Source organism: Bacillus sp. NTK074B (assembly GCF_017303375.1).
GTDB lineage: Bacteria > Bacillota > Bacilli > Bacillales > Bacillaceae_B > Rossellomorea.
Genome location: NZ_JAFKOH010000123.1, coordinates 1 through 264 on the forward strand (window position 1 = coordinate 1; position 264 = coordinate 264).

At 61.7% G+C, this 264-nt stretch carries 1 protein-coding gene; it reads right to left on the minus strand.

Translation table 11 applies throughout. From position 1 onward, the window contains the following. Positions 1–191: DUF6653 family protein (locus JI667_RS23430; protein WP_368077927.1), on the minus strand; the 191-nt coding region annotated here is incomplete at its 3' end. Positions 192–264 lie beyond the last annotated feature (73 nt).

Consider the following 264-nt stretch of genomic DNA (forward strand, 5'->3'; position numbering starts at 1 on the left):
AGAAAGACCCAGAGCAGCGACGCAATGCCCGGGATCAGGCACCACCAGCCGATCCAGATCCGGCTCCAGAATGCCAGCACGATCAGCGGCAACACCGAATACCGGGTCCACACGCTCCATGGATTGGCGTGCTTCATCCAGTTATCATCCGTCAGACGGAAGACTTGGGCGACCCGTCTTTCCAGTGTCATCGCGTCCCCTTTCCCGCGCCTTCAGACCGCCTGCCGGAACCCGGTGATGCGGCGCAACAGCCAGAGGATCCGT